This is a genomic window from Pseudomonas sp. 14P5.3.2 (genome assembly GCF_057799175.1).
Map to the genome: position 1 here is coordinate 1 of NZ_JBYOKU010000053.1, position 16,768 is coordinate 16,768.

The following is a 16,768-nucleotide window of genomic DNA, read 5'->3' on the forward strand; positions in this document are numbered from 1 at the left end:
AGCCCAACAAAAACACCACCCCCCCCCCCCCCCCCCCCCCCCCCAAACAATCCCGCTCCCACAGGGATCTGCATCTGATCCGGGATTTGCCAATAAAGCCCCGCACCTCGTAAGAGGGCGGGGCTTTTTAGTGCGCTGGAAAAGTTAATTCGAGTTGCCAGTGCAATCGAAAAAGATCGCAGCCTGCGGCAGCTCCTACTCTTCGCCCATCTGCGATTGCAGATAGTTCTCAAGACCGACTTTATCGATCAGGCCCAGTTGGGTTTCCAGCCAGTCGATGTGTTCTTCTTCGGACTCGAGAATGTCTTCGAGCAGTTCACGGCTGCCGAAGTCGCCAACCGATTCGCAATGGGCGATGGCGGCTTTCAGATCGGCGTGGCCGGTCTTCTCGATACGCAGATCGCACTCGAGCATTTCCCGGGTGTGCTCGCCAATGTGCAGCTTGCCCAGATCCTGCACGTTCGGCAGACCTTCAAGGAACAGGATGCGCTTGATCAGCTTGTCCGCGTGTTTCATCTCATCGATGGATTCGTGGTACTCGTGCTTGCCCAGCTTGTTCAGGCCCCAATCTTCATACATGCGCGCATGCAGGAAGTACTGATTGATCGCGACCAGCTCATTGGCAAGGATCTTGTTGAGATGCTGGATGACTGTAATGTCGCCTTTCATGATGGGAGTCCTGCCCTGTAATAGCTGTATATAAGGCGGAGTTTGAGCTTGGTACTTATAAGTGTCAAACCTAAGTTATTGAATAATAAATGAAATTAAATCTGAATAAGAATGTTTGTGTTCCGCGTCTAGCGCCTAAGCAGTTGATTTACGGGCATAAAAAAACCGGACATAAGTCCGGTTCTTCGAAATTGGGGTAATTACGCCGCTGTAAATTCTACCGGATACGGGATCGCGGCCTGGGCGGTTTGCAGTTTGGTCAGGGTTTCGCGGACCACTTCCTTGGCCAGGCAGGCACATTTGCCGCATTGGCTGGCGACGCCGGTGGCCTGGCGGACTTCTTTATAGCTGCAGCAACCTTCATAGATCGCTTCGCGGATCTGTCCGTCGGTGACGCCAGTGCAGAGACAAACATACATAAGTGAGAACCGTCGCTGGTTGTGACTCAATTGCGATGGATCTTAATGTTAACGAGAATGATTGTCAAAGTGCTTTCTGAACGCTTTATGAACGAATCGGCGATGACTGACGAACGGTGCTTAATGGCGATTTGCCTGGCCCCGAAAATGCGGCCCGGTTATCCGCTTTGGGCAAAAAACCGTTAAGGACAGGCGAAAAACGCAGTGTATGATGGTCGGCCCTTGCGAAGAGGGTTCGTGTCACAGGGCTGTCGCCTGAGGGTGGCAGGCTGGCCCGGACCCTGAACTTCAAAGTTATTCACCAGGAGATATCCATGAGCGTACTCGTAGGCAAACAAGCCCCTGATTTCACCGTACCGGCCGTACTCGGCAATGGCGAGATCGTTGACAGCTTCACCCTGTCCTCGGCCATCAAAGGCAAATACGGCCTGGTGTTCTTCTACCCACTGGACTTCACCTTCGTCTGCCCGTCCGAGCTGATCGCTCTGGACAACCGCATGGCTGACTTCAAGGCACGCAACGTAGAAGTGATCGCTGTGTCGATCGACTCGCACTTCACCCACAACGCCTGGCGCAACACCCCGGTGAACAATGGCGGCATCGGCCAGGTGAAATACACCATGGCTGCCGACATGAAGCACGACATCGCCAAGGCCTACGACGTTGAGTCCGAAGGCGGCGTGGCTTTCCGTGGCGCGTTCCTGATCGACGACAAGGGCGTTGTCCGCTCGCAGATCATCAACGACCTGCCGCTGGGCCGTAACATGGAAGAGCTGATCCGTCTGGTCGACGCTCTGCAATTCCACGAAGAGCACGGCGAAGTCTGCCCTGCCAACTGGAAAAAAGGCGACAAAGGCATGAACGCTTCGCCAGAAGGCGTTGCGGCTTACCTGACCGAGAACGCTGCTGCCCTGTAAGGCACAACGTCGAGGTACAAAAAAACCGGCCCACGTGGCCGGTTTTTTCATGTACGGGATTTGTCCGACGAGGATCAGTCGTCGAAGTCTTCCCAGCCGCCCATCTGTTTCCAGCGGTTGACGATGCCGCAGAACAGCTCGGCGGTCTTCTCGGTGTCGTAACGCGCCGAATGCGCTTCACGGCCGTCGAAGTCGATGTCGGCTGCCTGACAGGCCTTGGCCAGTACGGTTTGACCGTAAGCCAGACCGGCCAGCGTCGCGGTATCGAAGCTGGAGAACGGGTGAAACGGGTTGCGCTTCATGTCCAGACGCGCAACCGCAGCATTCAGGAAGCCAAGGTCGAAGCTGCTGTTATGGCCGACCAGAATCGCGCGCTTGCAGCCATTGGCCTTCAGCGCCTTGCGCACGCCACGGAAGATGTCGGTCAGCGCGGTTTCTTCGCTGACCGCCATGCGCAGCGGGTGATCGAGCTTGATCCCGGTGAACTCCAGCGCCGCCGCTTCGATGTTGGCGCCTTCGAACGGCTCGACGCGGAAGAAGTAGGTGTGATCCGGGTAGACGAAACCCTTTTCATCCATGGCGATGGTGGTCGCGGCAATCTCCAGCAGAGCGTCGGTGGCCGAATTGAAGCCACCGGTCTCTACGTCGACGACAACCGGCAGGTAACCGCGAAAACGTGCTGCCATTGGATGACGGGAACCGCCGCCGCCACCTTGACCGTCCAGTTCGTCGTCGAAATGGTCTTCACTCACGCGTGTTCCTCCAGCAGGCGCCAGCGCAGCTTTTCACCGGCGCGCAGCGGGATAACGGTCAGCTCGCCAAATGGCAGGCTGGTCGGGGCGGTCCATTCTTCGCGAACCAGGGTGATGCGATCGGTGTTGGCCGGCAGACCGTAGAAGCGTGGGCCGTTGAGGCTGGCGAACGCTTCGAGCTTGTCCAGCGCGTTGCGCTGTTCGAAAGCTTCGGCATACAGCTCGATGGCGGCGTATGCGGTGTAGCAGCCGGCGCAGCCGCAGGCGGCTTCCTTGGCGTGCTGGGCGTGCGGCGCCGAGTCGGTACCGAGGAAGAACTTCGCGCTGCCGCTGGTGGCGGCATCGAGCAGGGCTTCCTGATGGGTATTACGCTTGAGGATCGGCAGGCAATAGAAGTGCGGCCGAATCCCGCCCACCAACATGTGGTTGCGGTTGTACAGCAGGTGATGCGCGGTGATGGTCGCGCCGACGTTGGCCGAAGCCTCGTTGACGAACTGCACGGCGTCGCCGGTGGTGATGTGTTCGAACACCACTTTGAGCGTCGGGAAACGCTCGACGACACGGCGCATGTGCTCATCGATGAAAATCTTTTCGCGATCGAAGACGTCGACATCGCCACGGGTGACTTCGCCGTGGATCAGCAGCGGCATGCCGACTTCGGCCATGGCTTCCAGCGCCGGGAAGATCTTGTCGATGCTGGTCACCCCGGAATCGGAGTTGGTAGTGGCGCCGGCCGGGTACAATTTGGCAGCGTGCACGAAACCGCTGGCCTTGGCCTGACGAATTTCTTCGGGCTGGGTGCGGTCGGTGAGGTACAGCACCATCAGCGGTTCGAAACGACTGCCGGCCGGGCGGGCAGCGAGAATCCGCTGGCGATAGCCATCGGCTTCAGCGGCGTTGCGCACCGGTGGTACCAGGTTGGGCATGATGATGGCGCGGCCAAAGGTGCGCGCTACATCGGCAACGGTATTGGTCAACACGGCACCATCGCGAAGATGAATGTGCCAGTCGTCGGGACGCAGCAGGGTCAGGCGGTCGGACATGAGGGGATTCCAGGCGGGTCAAACTGAGGGGAATGCTACCGGAAAAGACTCTTGCAGGCACTCGCTATCAAGTTTTGCCGGAACCTTCCGATATCCCGTAGGTATGCCGTAAACATAGTGTGAATCGGTCTTTGTGTTACAGAAGCCAATGGAGCCTCCCGTGCGCCAGCGATATTTAGCCTTGCTCAGTGTGTTTGCCAGCCTCCCCGCGATGGCGCTCACCTACCAGACTCGTCTGGAGAACATTGAGTGGACGGTCGAGGGCGACAAGTTCGAGTGCCGCCTGACCCAGCCGATCACCGATTTCGGCTCGGGCCAGTTCGTGCGCAAGGCCGGCGAACAGGCGATATTCCGCCTCAATGCCTATAACGCCATGCTCGGCGGCGGTTCAGCGACGTTGCTTGCGGCGGCCGCGCCATGGCAACCGGGGCGCAACGACATCTACCTGGGCAGCGTCAGGATCGGCACCGGTAACGTGCTGTTCAACAGTTCGCAATCCCAGGCCGGCGGGCTGATCAGCGGTTTGCTGGACGGTCGCAGCCCGGTGGTGCGACGTGCGTCCGGCGATGGCCGGGTTTCGGAAGTGCGCCTGCTGCCGGTCAAGTTCAGCAAGGCCTTCAACGATTACCAGACGTGTGTGGCGAAATTGCTGCCGCAGAATTTCGACCAGATCAAACAATCGCAGATCGGTTTCCCGGGGGAAGGTACCGACCTGGACGCCGCCGCTCGGGCCAAGCTGCAAGTGATGCTCGAGTACATGAAGGCCGATCCGTCGGTCAATCACATCGAACTCGACGGCCACTCGGACAACAGCGGCAACCGTCTTACCAACCGAGAGCTGTCGCGCCGTCGCGCGCTGGCGGTGGTCGATTTCTTCAAGGCCAACGGCATCGCCGAATCGCAGATCACCGTGCGTTTCCATGGCGAGCAATATCCTTTGGTGCCGAACACCAATGCCACCAACCGGGCGAAGAATCGCCGGGTCAGCGTGAAGCTGGCACGGGTAGCACCGACCACCGCGCCAGCGCCGCAAGCCAGCGCGCCTGCCAACGCTGCGGCGACTTCCTGACCCGCCGGTCATCGTCGCGCTCTCGACAGATTCTGTCGCTTTGTCGTCTTAAGCTGTCGCGCCTCTGTAAATTATCGTATTTGAGCGGTAGACTCCTCGGCTTTCCGTAGAACCCCGTGGAGTGATGGCATGGCGGACGTAAACAAGGTCGTTCTGGCGTATTCCGGCGGCCTGGACACTTCGGTGATCCTCAAGTGGCTGCAGGATACTTATAACTGTGAAGTGGTGACCTTCACTGCTGACCTGGGTCAGGGCGAAGAGGTCGAGCCGGCTCGCGCCAAGGCTCAGGCCATGGGCGTCAAAGAAATCTACATCGACGACCTGCGCGAAGAGTTCGTGCGTGACTTCGTGTTCCCGATGTTCCGCGCCAACACCGTTTACGAAGGCGAGTACCTGCTGGGTACCTCCATCGCACGTCCGCTGATCGCCAAACGTCTGATCGAAATCGCCAACGAAACCGGCGCCGACGCCATTTCCCATGGCGCTACCGGCAAGGGCAACGACCAGGTGCGTTTCGAACTGGGTGCCTACGCGCTCAAGCCAGGCGTGAAAGTCATTGCTCCATGGCGTGAGTGGGACCTGCTGTCCCGCGAGAAGCTGATGGACTACGCCGAGAAGCACGCGATCCCGATCGAGCGTCACGGCAAGAAGAAATCTCCGTACTCGATGGACGCCAACCTGCTGCACATCTCCTATGAAGGCGGCGTGCTGGAAGACACCTGGACCGAGCACGAAGAAGACATGTGGCGCTGGACCGTCTCCCCGGAGAACGCTCCTGACACCCCGCAATACCTGGAACTGACCTACCGCAACGGCGACATCGTTGCCCTGGACGGCGTCGAAATGACTCCGGCCACCGTATTGGCAACGCTGAACAAAATCGGCGGTGCTCACGGTATCGGTCGTCTGGACATCGTTGAAAACCGTTACGTGGGCATGAAGTCCCGTGGCTGCTACGAAACCCCGGGCGGCACCATCATGCTGCGCGCTCACCGCGCCATCGAATCGATCACCCTGGACCGCGAAGTCGCTCACCTCAAAGACGAGCTGATGCCGAAATACGCCAGCCTGATCTACACCGGCTACTGGTGGAGCCCGGAGCGTCTGATGCTGCAACAGATGATCGACGCTTCCCAAGTCAACGTGAACGGCGTGGTTCGCCTGAAGCTGTACAAAGGCAACGTGATCGTGACCGGTCGCAAGTCCGACGATTCGCTGTTCGACGCCAATATCGCGACCTTCGAAGAAGACGGCGGCGCTTACAACCAGGCCGACGCGGCGGGCTTCATCAAGCTCAACGCGCTGCGCATGCGCATTGCTGCCAACAAGGGCCGCAAGCTGTTCTAAGCGTCGCGGGCCTGTAAAGAAGTGGCGGCTTGTCCCAGTGACAAAGCCGCCATTTTTTTTTGTGGTTGTCTGACGTTAACCCGCAACATATGTTGTTACGGTCAATTCCAGCATTTTCTTGAATGTCCACTTCAGGCATCTACTCTGTGTCTCATTCCCCCCTCAGCACCGTAGTACTTTGCGTGCTCACGTTATAAGCAACGAAAAGTTTGGCGCCTCCGTTTTTTTTCGCTTGTTTGACAAGGCTGAGGGTAATTTGCTTGAGCAGAGCGTCAGACGCTGAGTCGGTCAAAAATACCACTGCCTTGGCCGATTGCTTGCCAAGCTGAGGAAAGTGTTCGGCCAGCGCATTGAACGCCTGTGTGCTGTTCAGCGGACGTACATCGATGGCGCGCAACGTGCCCATGGATTTGGGCAGTTGGATGGTGTGCTCAATCCACGCTCGCTCCGGGCAGGATTCGTCAACGCCGCGTTCAGGTAGCGTCCACTCCTGACCGCCTGGTGCTCCGCGTGCCGGGGACGAACAGGGGATATTCTCCGTCTGCTTCAACTCATCAAAGACTTTTAGAAAACTGTCGTCCTTGTCGAAGTCCGAGGGCGCATACAATGAACGGTAGTTGAAGTTCAGCGTTAAAAAAAACAGCAACAGCAAGTAAAACGGGAAGCTGATCAGGAACCAGATATAGACTTCTCTTTCATCGTTATCAAGAAAAGGCAGGGAGATGGCCGCCGACGATTCGGAAATAAATGCAAATATTGCAATTACCGTCATGGGGTTGGTGATTTTTTTTCTGATTTTTATCATGGTGTTTGCTCATTAAGTGTGTTTTTCCAATGTGTTTATTGAATGATTTCATGTGGGTGAAGTTTTGCGTCTGATGCTCTTTTTTATATTAAATAAAATTCGTTGGGTAGAAGTATCTTGTTTCAGACGTTGATTGTTTAAAGTGTGTAGTGGCGTTCTTGCTGTTGTTTTTACAATCGATTGTCAGCCTGAAGCTGTCCGGCCTCAGCAGTGCGCTGTCATGCAACAACAGCAATTTTTGCAGTCTCTTCTTGCGCGAGAGGCTCTGGATCAGTGAGCCGGCTTGGGTTGCAGTGCGTAGTATTTTTCACGTCCAAGGCGTGGTCAGAGAAACGGCCGGGGCTTGCCAATATCACCAGCGGCGGTTTTTTGTAGGAATAGTCTTTTTTTGATGTAGGGAATGTCTTTGGCTGTGAGTGTGACGGAACTCTCTTGTGCCATGTCGGAAGTGACTAGGCTATTGTGCGGGTTCTAAAAATTCGAACAGCGAAACTGGACTTGCCCATGAATAAAGTGCTGATCGTGGATGATCACCCCGTCATTCGTCTTGCTGTGCGTATGCTGATGGAACGTCATGGCTACGAAGTTATTGCCGAAACAGATAATGGTGTGGATGCATTGCAACTTGCGCGTGAACAAATGCCGGATATCGTTATTCTGGATATTGGAATACCGAAGCTCGATGGTCTGGAAGTTATTGCCCGTCTGAACTCGACACCGATGCCATTGAAAGTTCTGGTGTTGACCTCTCAGGCACCCGGGCATTTTTCGATGCGCTGCATGCAGTCGGGGGCGGCGGGGTATGTCTGTAAACAACAGGATCTGACAGAGTTGCTCAGTGCGATCAAGGCCGTACTGTCCGGATATAGCTATTTTCCAAACCAGGCCCTGCATACCGTGCGAACCAGCCTCGGTAATGCCAGTGAGGCCGATATGGTAGACCGCCTTTCCGGGCGGGAAATGATGGTGTTGCAGCAATTGGCGCGGGGCAAGACCAACAAGGAAATCGCCGACGGCATGTTTCTCAGCAACAAGACGGTCAGCACTTACAAGACCCGTTTGTTATTGAAGCTCAATGCTCGGTCGCTGGTGGACCTGATTGAGCTGGCGCAACGCAACGGGCTGGTCTGATGGTCATGTTTGCTGACGGATCATGGACCGCTCGGTATCGGATTCCCGGAAAGTAAAAAGCCTCCGGTTCGGGAGGCTTTCAAGTATCAGAGATCAAAATCGTAATCGGCCAATTGCTTTTGCAGTCGGCGCTCCTCAAGCAGGTTATCGATGGTGCGACGCTTGCTCAGATTGGTCTTGGCGACCTCGACGACAGGTTCGGCGTCGTCGGTTTCCACAGCTGTGAAATCGTCATCTACATCCAGTTGTTCTTTGGTGTCAGTCATAAGGTGAACTCCAGGCTAAGACTGCCTTTGGCGCTCCTTATATCGATATTCCTGCTGCGGGTAAAAAAGATTTTTTCAATCGACGAATCAATTATTCCAATAGCCAGTCAATCGTCCGAGGTTTTGTGTTTGTACTCGCACAAATCTTCGATCCGGCAGCTGCCACAGCGTGGCTTGCGCGCCAGACACACATAGCGACCATGCAGAATCAGCCAGTGGTGAGAGTCGAGCAGGTAATCTTTCGGCACAAACTTCATCAACTTCTTTTCCACCTCGACCACATTTTTGCCCGGGGCAATGCCGGTGCGGTTGCTCACGCGAAAAATGTGCGTGTCGACCGCCATGGTCAACTGACGAAAAGCGGTATTGAGCACTACGTTGGCCGTTTTGCGGCCAACGCCGGGCAGCGCTTCCAGTTCTTCGCGCGTCTGCGGGACTTCGCCATTGTGCCGTTCGACCAGCATGCGACAGGTCTCGATCACGTTTTTCGCTTTGCTGTTATAAAGGCCGATGGTCTTGATGTATTCGGACAGCCCTTCGACGCCCAGCGCGTGGATCGCCGCAGGGGTATTGGCCACCGGAAACAGTTTGGCCGTGGCCTTGTTGACGCCAACGTCGGTAGATTGCGCCGAGAGGATTACCGCAATCAACAACTCGAACGGCGAGGAATAGGCCAGCTCGGTCTTCGGCTCGGGGTTGTCTTCATGAAGTCTGCGGAAGATTTCCAGACGTTTTGCGGCATTCATGGATGATGTGTTTCCTTGGAGAGAGCGTTCGAGCGGGTCCAGGCCTGGCGGGCAGCGAGCAGGAGTCCGAGCAAAATGAAGGCGCCGGGAGCCAGGGTGAGCAGGTGCAGCCCGTCGCTGAACAGAACCAGTCCTTGCCAGTGCTCGGACTGAACGCGGCCGATGTGCCCCTGACCGAACAGTTCACGCAGTACGGCCAGCGCCAGTAGCAGCGCGCTCGACAGGCCAAAAAACTTCAGGCGCTGGGCAAGCGCCTGACGAAAGAATCCATTGTATTCCAGCACCACGCATTGCAAGGCGATCAACCCGCCATAGATCCCGAGTGACTGTTGCCACTGCAACGCCCAGCGCTGCGCGAGGATATTGGTACAACTGGTCAGAGTGGCGGCCAGCAGCAGACTGGCCAGCAATAGGCTGTTGCCAGATAACCGCAAGCGCAGTGGGGCGATGCACACGCTGTAAATCCCCACAACGGCACTCGACATCAACAGCATGCCCAGCGCGCCAGCCAGTGTCGCGCTGGTGCCAAGCAGCAGCATCAGCGTCAAAGTGTTCGTCAGATTCGTCGGCCGGTTCATGATCCGGTCCCCAGCAAGATTGCCCGGTGCTCGTCAAAGTAGCGCAGAGCGTCATGGATGGCATTGAGAGTGGCGCGGGATGTGATGGTGGCGCCCGCCAGTTGATCGAACTGTCCCTGATCCTTTTTCAGTGCCCAGCCAGCGTCGTCAGGTGCGTTGCGCGACTTGCCGGTAAACGTCGCCAGCCACTGGTTCGGCCAGTCGCCGATGAGTCCGCCGAGCGCCGGTGTTTCGTTTTGCCGCAGGGTTTTTACTCCCAGCAGTCTGCCGTTGGCATCGATGGCGATCAGCAGTTCGATAACTCCGGCGTAGCCCTCGGTCTGGGTGCGCAACAACACTGCCACTGGCTGACCGGATTTGCTTGCGCGGTAACCTGCCAGCAGCGTGCTGTGGCTCAACGTTGTATCAGTCAGCGCCAGCGGCTGCTCCAGCGGCTGATTGTCGTAGGCATCGGCCGCGAGCACATCCAGCAATTTGCGGCTGTCGAGCAGGCGTTGCTCGCTGGCAATCTGCGGCGCACTGGCGCGCTGCACGACATAGGTCAAACCGAGACCGGCGCCGGCCAGCAGCACAAGGGTCACGACCGTAGCCGCGCGGTTCATGATTGCACCTGCGTCTGGCGGGCAGCGGCAAAACGCTCCAGAGCCGGTACACCGAGATTCATCAGCAACACGGCAAACGCGACACCGTCCGGGTAGCCGCCCCAGGTGCGGATCAGGTAGGTCAGCAAGCCGACACCCACCCCGAACAGCAGCCGGGCCAGCGGACTTTTGGCGCCGGACACCGGTTCGGTAATGATGAAAAACGCACCGAGCATGGTCGCGCCGCTCAGCAGATGAAACAGCGGTGAGCCGTGGGAATCGGAACCCGAGCCGTTCCAGCAGAGCAGGCTGACGACAAACAGGCTGGCGAGCATGCCGACCGGCGCTTGCCAGGCAATCACTCGGCGCTGCAACAGCCACAGCCCGCCAGCGAGAAACGCCAGATTGATCCACTCCGCACCGCGTCCACCGAAGCGGCCGAACGCCGGGTTGGCCGCGAACAGCTCATCCAGGGTCAGGCTTTTGTTGATGCGCAGATTGTCCAGCGCGGTGGCCTGCACCCAGGCGTCCGGCGCCTGGCCCAGATTCAAGACTTGCGCAAAAGCGGCCTGCAGATTCATGCCATGCGCCGGCCAGTGGGTCATCGGTTGCGGGAACAGCAGCATTGTCAGGGCGAAACCGAGCATGGCCGGGTTGAACGGATTCTTGCCGATGCCACCGTATAAATGCTTGCCGAACAGCAGGCCCGAAGCTACGGCCGTAACGGTCAGCCACCACGGGCAATAAGGTGGCAGGGCGGCGGCCAGCAATGTTGCGCTGACCAGTGCGCTGCCATCGCTGAGCGTCGGTTGCAAAGGTTGTCGGCGCAGGCGGGTGACACCGGCCTCGACCAGCAGTGCGCTGCTCGCCGCCAGGATCAGATTGATCAACACCCCCCAGCCGTAAAACCAGAACAGTGCCAGCAGCCCCGGCAGCGTGGCCAGCAGCACCCGCTTCATCGCCTGTTGCAGGCGATCATCCGGTGCCTCACGGGGCGACATGATCTTGCACCTGACGCTCGGCCACCTGCAGGCGGGCGCGGGCCTTGTCGAGGGCTTCGCTCGGCGTGTCGGCGCGGCGTTCGAGTTTGTTCAGGTCGGCGCGGGCGTAGGCCAGTTCGGTTTTCAACTGGCGAAGCTGGCTGTCGATCGGGCGCTTTTCTACGCGCACCAGATCAGGCGCAGGCTGTTCACTTGCCGCTTCGGCAGCGTGAAGGGCCTGCTCGGCGTCATGCAGTGCCTGTTCGCGCGTGGCGATCTGCTCCGCTGGCGCTTCGGCGGTCTGCGCCTTTTTCAATTCGGCGCGACGCATGGCCAACTGGATTTTCGCCCGCTTCAGATCCGCGTCCTTCGCCGGGGCCGGGGCCGCAGCGGCCGGAGCAGCGGTGGCGCTGCTTTCGAGTTTCGCCAGCGCCTGTTCGGCGGCTTCGAACTGCTGTTGCAACACGATCAGTTGCGATTGCTGTTCGAAGGTCGGTGGATGGCCGAAGGCTTTCAGCGATTTGTGCAATTGCGCGCGGCTCATGGCGACGTCGATCTTGGCTTTTTTCAGCGCCGCGTCGGCGGTCGCGGCTTTCTGCGCGCGCACCCGTTCCAGAGCGGCTTGCACCGGATCGAGAGTGGCCACCGCGGGTTGCGTTGCGCGCCGTGCCCGGGCTTCGCGCTCAGCCTGTTTCTGCTCTTCTTCGCGCTGCAGGCGGGCGTTGCGGCGTTCAAAACGCTGGCGTGCATGATCGCGTTTGGCCGTGCGCGCGCGCTGTTCTTCAAGGCTGGACGCCAGGCCACCGACCACCGGCAAGGTGCCGAGCGGCAGCGGATGCATCTCGATGCAATCCACCGGGCACGGCGCCACGCACAGGTCGCAACCGGTGCATTCGTCGATCAGCACGGTGTGCATCAGTTTCGCCGCGCCGACGATGGCGTCGATCGGACAGGCCTGGATGCACTTGGTGCAGCCGATGCACTCGGCCTCGCGGATGTAGGCCACTTGCGGCGGTGCCGAGCCACGGCTGATGTCCAGTTCCAGCACCGGCACCTTCAACAGTTCAGCCAGGGCGGTAATGGTTTCGACGCCCCCCGGCGGGCACTTGTTGATCGGTTCGCCATCGACGATGCCTTGCGCATAGGGTTTGCACCCGGGGTGGCCGCATTTGCCGCACTGGGTCTGCGGCAGGAGGGCATCGATGAGTTGAATCAGACTCATGTTTTGATCAGTCCACTGAATCCGAGAAAAATCACTGCAATCAGTCCGGCGCCGATCAGATCGATCGGCAAGCCGCGAAAGGGCAGAGGAATGTCGTTGTCCGCAGTGCGTTCGCGCAGGTCGCTGAACAGGCTCAGCACCAGCCAGAAACCCAGCCCGGCACCCAGGCTCAGCGCCGTTGCCTGCAGCAGGCCGCGATCATTTTGCGCATTGATCAAGGCCAGCCCCAGCACGCCGGCATTGCCCAGCAACAGCGGCCATAGCCCATCGAACGGCCAGTCAGGCAGCCCGCGAGCCAGCAGCTTCAGCAGCGGCGCGATCAGCAGCACACTGAGCGGCAAGAACACAAACAGCTGCAGTGCCTGCAATTGCAGCGGCACCAGCAGCCAGTGCCAAATCAGGTAACCGATGATGCCAACGCTCAGCATCAGGCACGCCGTCGCCAACCCCAGTGCATGCACCTGGCGCCGACTGCCGGCCAGCAGCGGATTGACGCCCAGCGGCCAGTGCAACACGAAGTTGTTGAGCAGGGCGGCACTGATCAGCGTAAGCGCAAGTTCGGTCATGGTTCTGCCGGCAGAAACGGGCGGGTGTCACTCAAGGTTAGGCATTATCCGGCACCCGCGAAGGGTGGGCCAGATATGAAAAATCCCACAGGCCTGCAGAACATGCCTGTGGGATCGTTTTACCGCTGGGTCTTACTTGATGCGTTGACCCGGCTTGGCGCCGCTGTCCGGGCTCAGCAGGTAGATTTCTTCACCGCCAGGGCCGGCTGCCATCACCATGCCTTCGGAGATGCCGAACTTCATTTTCCGTGGCTTGAGGTTGGCGATCATCATGGTCAGGCGACCGTCGAGTTTCGACGGATCCGGGTAAGCGCTCTTGATCCCGGAGAACACGTTGCGCTGCTCGTCACCGATGTCCAGAGTCAGGCGCAGCAGCTTGTCGGCACCTTCCACGTGCTCGGCCTTGACGATCAGGGCTACGCGCAGGTCGACGGCGGCGAAGGTGTCGAAGTCGATTTCCGGCGACAGCGGATCCTTGGCCAGTTCGCCATTGCCCGCAGGCGCGGCAGCGCCGGTATCGGTCTGGCTGGCGGTCAGGTCTTCTTTCGAGGCGTCGGTCATGGCTTGCACTTTTACCGGGTCGATGCGGGTCATCAACGGTTTGAATTCGTTCAACTGGTGGTTGGCCAGCAGCGTGGTGTGGTCGTTCCAGGTGAGTGGGGCGACGTTGAGGAATGCCTCGGCGTCGGCGGCCAACAGCGGCAGCACCGGTTTGAGGAAGATCACCAACTGGCGGAACAGGTTGATGCCGGTGGCGCAGATCGCCTGGACTTCATCCTGCTTGCCTTCCTGCTTGTTCAACGACCAAGGCGCCTTGTCGGCGATCCAGGCGTTGGCGCGGTCGGCCAGGGCCATGGTTTCACGCATGGCGCGGGCGAAATCGCGAGCTTCATAGGCGTCGGCAATGCTTGGCGCCGCGGCGAGGAACGCTTCGGTCAGCTCTGGCGCAGCGTTGTTGTCGACCAGCAGGCCGCCGTTGCCCTTCTGGATGAAACCGGCGCAGCGGCTGGCGATGTTGACCACTTTGCCGACCAGGTCGGAGTTGACCTTCTGCACGAAGTCTTCGAGGTTCAGGTCGAGGTCATCGACGCCACGCCCCAGCTTGGCCGCGTAGTAGTAGCGCAGGTATTCCGGCGACAGGTGATCCAGGTAGGTACGGGCCTTGATGAAGGTGCCGCGGGACTTGGACATCTTCTGGCCGTTGACGGTCAGGTAGCCGTGCACGTTGATCCCGGTCGGCTTGCGGAAACCGGCGCCTTCGAGCATGGCGGGCCAGAACAGCGCGTGGAAGTTGACGATGTCCTTGCCGATGAAGTGGTACAGCTCGGCGGTGGAGTCCTTGCCCCAGAACGCGTCGAAGTCCAGCTCCGGCGTGCGGTTGCAGAGGTTCTTGAAACTGGCCATGTAGCCGATCGGCGCGTCCAGCCACACGTAGAAATACTTGCCCGGCTCGTCGGGGATCTCGAAACCGAAGTACGGCGCATCGCGGGAGATGTCCCACTGCTGCAGGCCGGCGTCCAGCCACTCGGCAATCTTGTTGGCCACGGCGTCCTGCAGGGTGCCGCTGCGGGTCCAGGTCTGCAGCATCTGCTGGAAGTCCGGGAGCTTGAAGAAGAAGTGCTGGGAATCCTTGAGTACCGGCGTGGCACCGGAGATCGCCGACTTCGGATCCTTCAGATCGGTCGGGGCGTAGGTCGCACCGCATTTTTCGCAGTTGTCGCCGTACTGGTCTTCAGTGCCGCATTTCGGGCAGGTGCCCTTGATGAAGCGGTCGGCCAGGAACATTTTCTTTTCCGGGTCGAAATACTGGGTGATCGAGCGCTGGGCAATATGCCCGGCGTCACGCAGCTTCAGGTAGATCTGGCTCGACAGCTCACGGTTTTCTTCGGCGTGAGTGGAGTGGAAGTTGTCGAAGTCGACCAGGAACTCGGCAAAGTCGGCGCTGTGTTCAGCCTGCACGTTGGCGATCAGTTGTTCCGGGGTGATGCCTTCCTTTTCCGCGCGCAGCATGATCGCCGAACCGTGGGCGTCGTCGGCGCAGACATAGATGCATTGATTGCCGCGATGCTTCTGGAAGCGCACCCACATATCGGTCTGGATGTATTCCAGCATGTGGCCAAGGTGAATCGAACCGTTGGCGTAGGGCAGGGCGCTGGTGACGAGGATCTTGCGTGGTTCGGACATGTGGGGCTTCGCTACTTGATGAAACGGAGGTCGGCCACTATAAAGCGCTGGCGCATATTTTTCACCCTGTGCACCTGTTTCCGGATGACTTGAGCACAATAATTGTGGCGAGGGAGCTTGCTCCCGCTGGGTGGCGCAGCCGCCCCGTCCCGGCAATGTCAGATAGACCGGATAAGCCTGATTGCGCCTGCTGCGCAGTCGAGCGGGAACAAGCTCCCTCGCCACAAAGTCGAGTCGAAGCATAAATCGCCTGACCACAAATCAATCTGCGGGGTACGATACCCGCCATCTTTTCCCAGTCTTGTTATCGGAGTTGCCCATGAGTGCCGTCACTCGCGCAGCGGTGGAAGCCGTCCTCAGCCAATACACCGACCCTTACCTGAATCAGGACCCGGTCAGCGCCGGTTGCGTGAAGCACATCGAGATCGATGGCGACCGCGTCAAGGTTCAGCTGGAAATCGGCTACGCCGCCGGTCTGTTCAAGAGCGGCTGGGCGCAATTGTTGCAGTTGGCCATCGAAAACCTCGATGGCGTGACGATCGCCAAGGTCGAGGTCAACAGCGTGATCGCCGCGCACAAGGCTCAGGCACAGATCCCGGGCCTGGCCAACGTCAAGAACGTGGTCGCCGTGGCTTCGGGCAAGGGGGGGGTGGGCAAGTCGACCACCGCGGCCAACCTCGCGCTGGCGCTGGCCCGCGAAGGCGCCAAAGTGGGGATTCTCGACGCTGACATCTATGGCCCGAGCCAGGGGATCATGTTCGGCATCCCCGAGCGCACCCGCCCCGAGGTCAAGGATCAGAAGTGGTTTGTGCCGCTCAAGGCCCACGGTGTCGAAGTCATGTCGATGGCGTTCCTGACCGACGACAACACGCCGATGGTCTGGCGCGGGCCGATGGTCTCCGGCGCACTGCTGCAACTGGTTACGCAAACCGCGTGGGGCGACCTGGATTATCTGGTCATCGACATGCCGCCAGGCACCGGTGACATCCAGCTGACCCTGGCGCAGAAAGTCCCGGTGGCCGGCGCCGTGATCGTCACCACCCCGCAGGATCTGGCGTTGCTCGACGCGCGCAAAGGCGTGGAAATGTTCCGCAAGGTCAACATTCCGGTGCTGGGCGTGGTGGAAAACATGGCGGTGCACATCTGCTCGAACTGCGGACATGCAGAGCACCTGTTCGGTGAGGGCGGTGGCGAGAAGCTGGCGACCCAATATGGCGTCGAACTGCTGGCCTCGCTGCCGCTGTCGATGCTGATCCGCGAACAGGCCGATGGCGGCAAGCCAACGGTGATCGCCGAGCCGGACAGCCAGATTGCCATGGTCTACCAGGAACTGGCTCGCCACGTCGGCGCGCGCATTGTGTTGCAGGAAGCGGCGACGCCGGCGATGCCTAATATCAGCATCAGCGACGATTGATCAATCGGTAACGCTGAAAACCTGTAGGAGTGAGCCTGCTCGCGATAGCGGATTAACATTCAACGAACATGTTGAATGA

Annotated in this window: 18 protein-coding genes; 5 read left to right on the forward strand and 13 right to left on the reverse strand. The window is 59.1% G+C overall.

Annotated elements, in window-relative coordinates; genetic code table 11:
- Window positions 1-195 precede the first annotated feature (195 nt).
- Together bfr and AC27VU_RS27215 are read right to left on the reverse strand one after the other, a co-directional pair.
- The gene (gene bfr, locus AC27VU_RS27210; protein WP_007963971.1) at window positions 196-669 is read right to left on the reverse strand and encodes a bacterioferritin; all 474 of its coding nucleotides are present in this window, start codon (window positions 667-669) and stop codon (window positions 196-198) included.
- A gap of 200 nt (window positions 670-869) precedes the next feature.
- Complete coding sequence (locus tag AC27VU_RS27215; protein WP_003227725.1) at window positions 870-1,088, reverse strand: bacterioferritin-associated ferredoxin; 219 nt, start codon at window positions 1,086-1,088, stop codon at window positions 870-872.
- Window positions 1,089-1,402: 314 nt separating this feature from the next.
- On the opposite strand from AC27VU_RS27215, the gene AC27VU_RS27220 reads away from it, so the two are divergent.
- Entirely contained in the window at window positions 1,403-2,005 is a 603-nt protein-coding gene (locus AC27VU_RS27220; RefSeq protein ID WP_003227723.1) for a peroxiredoxin, read from the forward strand.
- Between the two features lie 74 nt (window positions 2,006-2,079).
- Here AC27VU_RS27220 and rnt read toward each other — a convergent pair whose 3' ends face one another.
- A complete protein-coding gene (rnt, locus tag AC27VU_RS27225; RefSeq protein WP_003227721.1) occupies window positions 2,080-2,757 on the reverse strand; it encodes a ribonuclease T in 678 nt (225 codons plus the stop codon).
- Entirely contained in the window at window positions 2,754-3,800 is a 1,047-nt protein-coding gene (gene pyrC, locus AC27VU_RS27230) for a dihydroorotase (RefSeq protein ID WP_103484888.1), read from the reverse strand. Before pyrC ends, rnt begins: the two co-directional genes overlap by 4 nt.
- 160 nt (window positions 3,801-3,960) lie before the next feature.
- On the opposite strand from pyrC, the gene AC27VU_RS27235 reads away from it, so the two are divergent.
- Window positions 3,961-4,869, forward strand: coding sequence for a flagellar protein MotY (locus AC27VU_RS27235; RefSeq protein ID WP_003227717.1), 909 nt, complete (start codon window positions 3,961-3,963; stop codon window positions 4,867-4,869).
- Window positions 4,870-4,998: 129 nt separating this feature from the next.
- The gene (locus AC27VU_RS27240; protein WP_003227714.1) at window positions 4,999-6,216 is read left to right on the forward strand and encodes an argininosuccinate synthase; all 1,218 of its coding nucleotides are present in this window, start codon (window positions 4,999-5,001) and stop codon (window positions 6,214-6,216) included.
- Window positions 6,217-6,367: 151 nt separating this feature from the next.
- Here AC27VU_RS27240 and AC27VU_RS27245 read toward each other — a convergent pair whose 3' ends face one another.
- Complete coding sequence (locus AC27VU_RS27245) at window positions 6,368-7,021, reverse strand: hypothetical protein (RefSeq protein ID WP_488725289.1); 654 nt, start codon at window positions 7,019-7,021, stop codon at window positions 6,368-6,370.
- 504 nt (window positions 7,022-7,525) lie between these two features.
- Between AC27VU_RS27245 and AC27VU_RS27250 the strand changes: the two genes are divergently transcribed.
- A complete protein-coding gene (locus tag AC27VU_RS27250) occupies window positions 7,526-8,152 on the forward strand; it encodes a response regulator transcription factor (RefSeq protein ID WP_003227711.1) in 627 nt (208 codons plus the stop codon).
- Between the two features lie 86 nt (window positions 8,153-8,238).
- On the opposite strand, the gene AC27VU_RS27255 is transcribed toward AC27VU_RS27250, so the two are convergent.
- The 8 genes from AC27VU_RS27255 to metG all read right to left on the reverse strand — a co-directional run bounded on the left by AC27VU_RS27255 (window position 8,239) and on the right by metG (window position 15,275).
- Window positions 8,239-8,418 (reverse strand): PA3496 family putative envelope integrity protein, encoded by a 180-nt coding sequence (locus tag AC27VU_RS27255; RefSeq protein ID WP_103484886.1) that lies wholly within the window; start codon window positions 8,416-8,418, stop codon window positions 8,239-8,241.
- A 107-nt stretch (window positions 8,419-8,525) separates the two neighbouring features.
- On the reverse strand, window positions 8,526-9,164 hold the full coding sequence (gene nth, locus AC27VU_RS27260) for an endonuclease III (RefSeq protein WP_103484885.1): 639 nt from the start codon (window positions 9,162-9,164) through the stop codon (window positions 8,526-8,528).
- The gene (locus tag AC27VU_RS27265) at window positions 9,161-9,742 is read right to left on the reverse strand and encodes an Rnf-Nqr domain containing protein (protein ID WP_488725290.1); all 582 of its coding nucleotides are present in this window, start codon (window positions 9,740-9,742) and stop codon (window positions 9,161-9,163) included. The genes nth and AC27VU_RS27265 overlap by 4 nt, the downstream gene beginning before the upstream one ends.
- Window positions 9,739-10,344 carry an RnfABCDGE type electron transport complex subunit G gene (locus AC27VU_RS27270; RefSeq protein WP_488725291.1) on the reverse strand — a complete coding sequence of 202 codons (606 nt, stop codon included), beginning with the start codon at window positions 10,342-10,344 and terminating at the stop codon, window positions 9,739-9,741. The genes AC27VU_RS27265 and AC27VU_RS27270 overlap by 4 nt, the downstream gene beginning before the upstream one ends.
- Window positions 10,341-11,324, reverse strand: a complete 984-nt coding sequence (locus AC27VU_RS27275; RefSeq protein ID WP_488725292.1) for an RnfABCDGE type electron transport complex subunit D — start codon at window positions 11,322-11,324, stop codon at window positions 10,341-10,343. Before AC27VU_RS27275 ends, AC27VU_RS27270 begins: the two co-directional genes overlap by 4 nt.
- The gene (locus AC27VU_RS27280) at window positions 11,311-12,525 is read right to left on the reverse strand and encodes an RnfABCDGE type electron transport complex subunit B (protein ID WP_488725293.1); all 1,215 of its coding nucleotides are present in this window, start codon (window positions 12,523-12,525) and stop codon (window positions 11,311-11,313) included. Before AC27VU_RS27280 ends, AC27VU_RS27275 begins: the two co-directional genes overlap by 14 nt.
- Window positions 12,522-13,091 carry an electron transport complex protein RnfA gene (locus tag AC27VU_RS27285; protein WP_400507500.1) on the reverse strand — a complete coding sequence of 190 codons (570 nt, stop codon included), beginning with the start codon at window positions 13,089-13,091 and terminating at the stop codon, window positions 12,522-12,524. The genes AC27VU_RS27280 and AC27VU_RS27285 overlap by 4 nt, the downstream gene beginning before the upstream one ends.
- 132 nt (window positions 13,092-13,223) lie before the next feature.
- Window positions 13,224-15,275, reverse strand: a complete 2,052-nt coding sequence (gene metG, locus AC27VU_RS27290; protein ID WP_003227696.1) for a methionine--tRNA ligase — start codon at window positions 15,273-15,275, stop codon at window positions 13,224-13,226.
- A gap of 319 nt (window positions 15,276-15,594) precedes the next feature.
- Here metG and apbC point away from each other — a divergent pair, with 319 nt between their 5' ends.
- Complete coding sequence (gene apbC / locus AC27VU_RS27295; RefSeq protein ID WP_003227693.1) at window positions 15,595-16,689, forward strand: iron-sulfur cluster carrier protein ApbC; 1,095 nt, start codon at window positions 15,595-15,597, stop codon at window positions 16,687-16,689.
- Window positions 16,690-16,768 lie beyond the last annotated feature (79 nt).

What these genes read in the sequence shown, in the direction of transcription:
- bfr (WP_007963971.1), bottom strand. Translation starts at nt 669, where the DNA reads ATGAAAGGCGACATTACAGTCATCCAGCATCTCAACAAGATCCTTGCC.
- AC27VU_RS27215 (WP_003227725.1), bottom strand. Translation starts at nt 1,088, where the DNA reads ATGTATGTTTGTCTCTGCACTGGCGTCACCGACGGACAGATCCGCGAA.
- AC27VU_RS27220 (WP_003227723.1), top strand. Translation starts at nt 1,403, where the DNA reads ATGAGCGTACTCGTAGGCAAACAAGCCCCTGATTTCACCGTACCGGCC.
- pyrC (WP_103484888.1), bottom strand. Translation starts at nt 3,800, where the DNA reads ATGTCCGACCGCCTGACCCTGCTGCGTCCCGACGACTGGCACATTCAT.
- AC27VU_RS27240 (WP_003227714.1), top strand. Translation starts at nt 4,999, where the DNA reads ATGGCGGACGTAAACAAGGTCGTTCTGGCGTATTCCGGCGGCCTGGAC.
- AC27VU_RS27245 (WP_488725289.1), bottom strand. Translation starts at nt 7,021, where the DNA reads ATGATAAAAATCAGAAAAAAAATCACCAACCCCATGACGGTAATTGCA.
- AC27VU_RS27250 (WP_003227711.1), top strand. Translation starts at nt 7,526, where the DNA reads ATGAATAAAGTGCTGATCGTGGATGATCACCCCGTCATTCGTCTTGCT.
- AC27VU_RS27255 (WP_103484886.1), bottom strand. Translation starts at nt 8,418, where the DNA reads ATGACTGACACCAAAGAACAACTGGATGTAGATGACGATTTCACAGCT.
- nth (WP_103484885.1), bottom strand. Translation starts at nt 9,164, where the DNA reads ATGAATGCCGCAAAACGTCTGGAAATCTTCCGCAGACTTCATGAAGAC.
- AC27VU_RS27265 (WP_488725290.1), bottom strand. Translation starts at nt 9,742, where the DNA reads ATGAACCGGCCGACGAATCTGACGAACACTTTGACGCTGATGCTGCTG.
- AC27VU_RS27270 (WP_488725291.1), bottom strand. Translation starts at nt 10,344, where the DNA reads ATGAACCGCGCGGCTACGGTCGTGACCCTTGTGCTGCTGGCCGGCGCC.
- AC27VU_RS27275 (WP_488725292.1), bottom strand. Translation starts at nt 11,324, where the DNA reads ATGTCGCCCCGTGAGGCACCGGATGATCGCCTGCAACAGGCGATGAAG.
- AC27VU_RS27280 (WP_488725293.1), bottom strand. Translation starts at nt 12,525, where the DNA reads ATGAGTCTGATTCAACTCATCGATGCCCTCCTGCCGCAGACCCAGTGC.
- AC27VU_RS27285 (WP_400507500.1), bottom strand. Translation starts at nt 13,091, where the DNA reads ATGACCGAACTTGCGCTTACGCTGATCAGTGCCGCCCTGCTCAACAAC.
- metG (WP_003227696.1), bottom strand. Translation starts at nt 15,275, where the DNA reads ATGTCCGAACCACGCAAGATCCTCGTCACCAGCGCCCTGCCCTACGCC.
- apbC (WP_003227693.1), top strand. Translation starts at nt 15,595, where the DNA reads ATGAGTGCCGTCACTCGCGCAGCGGTGGAAGCCGTCCTCAGCCAATAC.